A 4,002-nucleotide genomic window follows, 5' to 3' on the forward strand; every position below is an offset into this window, starting at 1 on the left:
GCGTTCGGGTTCAAACGTCTCAAGCGCGTCGAGCTTTTCGCCGAGGCCGACAAAGCGGATCGGCTTGCCGGTGACGGCGCGCATTGAAAGGGCCGCGCCGCCGCGCCCGTCGCCATCCATCCGGGTCAGGATCACGCCGGTCACGCCGATATTGTCGTCAAACTCGGTCGCCACATTGACCGCGTCCTGGCCGGTGAGACCATCGACCACCAGCAGGGTTTCGCGCGGCTTGGCCACGTCGCGCACGGCGGCGGCCTGGGCGATCAGGTCGGTGTCGATATGCAGACGCCCGGCGGTGTCGAGGATATAGACATCATAGCCGCCCATCGCGGCCTGGGTCTTGGCGCGCTTGGCAATCGCCACCGGGTCTTCGCCCTTGACGATCGGCAGGGTATCAACCCCGATCTGGGTGCCGAGGATTTGCAGTTGTTCCATCGCCGCCGGGCGGTTTACGTCAAGCGACGCCATCAGCACGCGCTTGCCCTCGCGCTCTTTCAGGCGCTTGGCAAGCTTGGCGGTGGTGGTCGTCTTGCCCGAGCCCTGAAGACCGACCATCAGGATCGGGGCCGGCGGGTTGTCGATCCGCAGCGCGCCGGGGTCATCCGATCCGCGCAGCGTGTCGATCAGGGCGTCATGCACGATCTTGACGACCTGCTGGCCGGGGGTAATGGATTTGGTGACGGCTTGGCCGGTGGCCTTTTCCTGGATCGCCTTGACGAAATCGCGCGCGACGGGAAGCGAAACATCGGCCTCAAGCAGGGCGACACGCACCTCGCGCAGGGCGGTTTTGACATCGTCCTCGGACAAGGCACCTTGTTTCGTCAGCCGATCAAAGACACCGGAGAGGCGTTCGGACAGATTTTCAAACATCTCAGGCGCTCCTTTGAGCAGTTGATGAATAGCCCCAAAATAGGCAGGGACGGTGCAAATGCCAATCTCCCCCGTGGGCGCAACGCGCTGACGGGGGGCGATCCCTGCACAATGGCAATGGGACCGGAAGCGTTGAACTTCCGGATGTTGAGGGGCGTTTACGCGCGCCCGCAGACTGAGTCAAGCCTTGGCTGATCGCGCGGCGCCCTAGCGGGGCGGCAGAAGAAACCCCTCGAGGATGGTGTATATCTCGGCGGCCTCGGCCGGGGTAAGCCTGGCATGACCCGGCAGAAACCCGGCGACGTCGCGATCCGTATAGCGCCCGAAAAGCTTGCCGTCGCGCAGCACAAGCTTGCGGTGGGCAAAGTCGTGGGCGCGGTCATGGCAGAACAGGCAGCGCTTTGCAGGGTTCGCGAAAAGCGCGCCCGAGGAGAGTTGCATGCGAAACATTGCCACGAACTGTTCGATCACCAGGTCCGGCAGGCCGCCGCGGTGATGAACAAGAAACTCCGCCACAGTCTCGCCGCCCGAGGTCAGGGGCGTGGTGCCGTCAAGGCGAAGGTATCGACGCGCAAAACCCCCTGCGTGACCATGGCAGGACAGGCATTCCGCCTCGAACGTATCGTGCGGATCAAGCGCCTGCGCGTGGCTTGTCCCCGACACGAGCATCAGGATCAAAACGACATGCATCAGGCGGGAAAGGGGGCTTGGCATGTAAAGGTTTCCGGTCAATGATCCCGTCAGTCTAGCAAAGGGCGCGCGGGGGCGTATTGCGCGAAGTCAACCGGCGCAAAACGGATTTTGCGTTGCGGTCGCAGAGGCTGCGCCTTACGACAGATACGAACGCCCGGCCACAGGTTCCGGGTTTGATGTGAGATAATGCACAGAGAGAGCCATGGAACATTGGGATGAAGTGCGCACCGCCTATAATGTTGCGAGAATTGGCACCGTTAGCGGCGCCGCAGAAGTGCTTGGCGTGCATCACGCCACGGTGATCCGGCATATTGATGCGCTTGAGGAACGGCTTGGCGTGAAGCTCTTCCAGCGTCACGCGCGCGGCTATACGCCAACCGAAGCGGGCAACGATCTGTTGCGTGTGGCGCAGGCCACCGATGATCAGTTCAGCCAGCTGGCCGGGCGTATCAAGGGCCGCGGGAACGAGGTATCGGGCGAATTGGTCGTGACCTCTGTCGGCGGGCTGAGCCATTTGCTGGTGCCGGTCCTGGCGGCGTTTCAGGAAGAGTATGCGGGGCTGACGGTGCGCTATCTGACCGGTGACCGCCTGTTCCGGCTTGAATATGGCGAGGCGCATGTGGCCGTGCGCGCCGGCGCGGTGCCCGATCAGCCCGACAATGTCGTGCAGCCGTTTTTCCGTCAGGAAATCACACCTTACGCCAGTGAGGCCTATGTGGCGCGCCACGGCTTGCCAGAGTCCTGCAAGGATTTTGGCAAGCATCGCTTTATCGGGGCGGATGATCCCAAAAGCCGGGCGCCCTTTGCCCGCTGGATGCAGGAAAACGTGCCCGCCGAGAATATCATTTTTCGCAGTGGTGACGTGCATGCACAGCGCCGTGCAATCCTGAGCGGGGTGGGCATCGGCTTTACCTCGGTTCTTCAGGCCGCCGAGGTCGAGGGTCTGGTGCAGGTGGTGCCGCCCAAACCCGAATGGGCCGCACCGCTCTGGCTGGTGACGCATATGGACCTGCACCGCACCACCAAGGTTCAGGCCTTTCTGGCGTTCCTGAAAGATCATTCCAAAGCCTGGCAACCCGAATGACCGGTGCCGCGCGTGGGCATCTTGCGATGCTGGCATTTTCGGCCCTGGTGGCCGGCTCTTTTGCGCTTGGCTCGATGGCGGCGGGGCATATCGCGCCGGCGGCCCTGAATGCGCCGCGCTTTGTGCTGGCGGCGAAGATCGTGGGGGCGGGGGCGGTTCTGACGACCGGCATCCCGCGCGGCACATGGCGCGCACCCTGGCGATATCTGCTGCTTGGCGGGGCGATGGGGCTTTATTTCGTGCTGATGTTCGAGGGGCTGAAAACCGCCGCCCCGGTGTCTGCGGCGGCGGTGTTTACCCTGACGCCCCTGATGGCGGGGTCGGCGGGCTATGTCATGTTGCGCCAGATCACCACGCCGCGCATGGCGCTTGCGCTGGCAATCGGGGCGATGGGCGCGCTCTGGGTGATCTTTCGCGCCGATCTTGGCGCCTTGCTGGCGTTTGAGGTCGGCCGTGGCGAGGCCATTTATTTCTGGGGCTGTGCTGCGCATGCGATCTATACGCCACTGGTGCGCCTGCTCAATCGCGGCGAACGCCCGGTGGTGTTTTCCTTTGGCACGATGCTGGCGGCGGCGGGGTTGATTACGCTGGCGGGCTGGTCCGATATTGCGGGTACCGATTGGGGCGCCTTGCCGGGGATCGTCTGGCTCACCCTGATCTATACGGCGGTCTTTGCCACCGCGCTGACCTTTGTGTTGCTGCAATACGCAAGCCTGCACCTGCCAAGCGCCAAGGTGATGGCCTATACCTATCTCACGCCAAGCTGGGTGATCTGCTGGCAGGTGGCGCTTGGCCATCCGGTGCCGGGGGGGCTTGTGCTCGCCGGGGTCGGGTTGACGGTGGTGGCGCTTGTCCTGCTGCTCAAGGATGAAAGCGTGGTTCTCAGATAAACCCGGCCTGTTTCAGATCGCCCCGCAACTGGCGCAGTTCTGGCGGCAGCGCGCTTTCACGTTCGTCGGGCTGGGGGGCGGTGCGCAATTGCGCCAGTGCGGCTGTGGTCCAGAGGTCTGCCTCGGCAAAGCTGGTGATCTGGCGCGCGATCGCGTCAAAGACCGGCTGGCGGGTGCGGCGCTGAATAAGGCCGACGCGGGCGCCACGCGGCATCACGAAAGGCGCGAGATGAAAGGCCGAGCCATCCGGGCCGACAATCTGGCGCGCAGCCATGTAACGCTGGCATTGCACGGCAATAGCGTGGCGTTCGGGGTGAAAGATTTCAAATCCCGCCGCCGACATCCAGCGTTCGATCTTCTGTTCATGGGGCACCTGCTTGGCCGGGCTTTTCAGCCGACGGCGCGACACATAAAGCTTGTCCGGCCCTTCGGGCGTCAGAGCGGCGCAGAGGTGCCGGCGGACAT

Annotated in this window: 5 protein-coding genes; 2 read left to right on the forward strand and 3 right to left on the reverse strand. The window is 63.6% G+C overall.

Going from position 1 to position 4,002, the window contains the following annotated elements:
- A partial coding sequence (locus QZ522_RS18200) for a signal recognition particle receptor subunit alpha (protein ID WP_294614940.1) occupies positions 1-870 on the reverse strand: 870 nt, incomplete at its 3' end.
- A 207-nt stretch (positions 871-1,077) separates the two neighbouring features.
- A complete protein-coding gene (locus QZ522_RS18205) occupies positions 1,078-1,584 on the reverse strand; it encodes a hypothetical protein (protein ID WP_294614942.1) in 507 nt (168 codons plus the stop codon).
- 181 nt (positions 1,585-1,765) lie between these two features.
- Between QZ522_RS18205 and QZ522_RS18210 the strand changes: the two genes are divergently transcribed.
- Both QZ522_RS18210 and QZ522_RS18215 read left to right on the forward strand, forming a co-directional pair.
- The gene (locus QZ522_RS18210) at positions 1,766-2,647 is read left to right on the forward strand and encodes a LysR family transcriptional regulator (protein ID WP_294614944.1); all 882 of its coding nucleotides are present in this window, start codon (positions 1,766-1,768) and stop codon (positions 2,645-2,647) included.
- Positions 2,644-3,537 (forward strand): DMT family transporter, encoded by an 894-nt coding sequence (locus QZ522_RS18215; protein ID WP_294614947.1) that lies wholly within the window; start codon positions 2,644-2,646, stop codon positions 3,535-3,537. The genes QZ522_RS18210 and QZ522_RS18215 overlap by 4 nt, the downstream gene beginning before the upstream one ends.
- On the opposite strand, the gene QZ522_RS18220 is transcribed toward QZ522_RS18215, so the two are convergent.
- Positions 3,530-4,002: glycosyltransferase family 61 protein (locus tag QZ522_RS18220; RefSeq protein ID WP_294614949.1), on the reverse strand; the 473-nt coding region annotated here is incomplete at its 5' end. The genes QZ522_RS18215 and QZ522_RS18220 overlap by 8 nt on opposite strands.

The organism is uncultured Roseovarius sp., from assembly GCF_913054395.1.
Classification (GTDB): Bacteria; Pseudomonadota; Alphaproteobacteria; order Rhodobacterales; family Rhodobacteraceae; genus Roseovarius.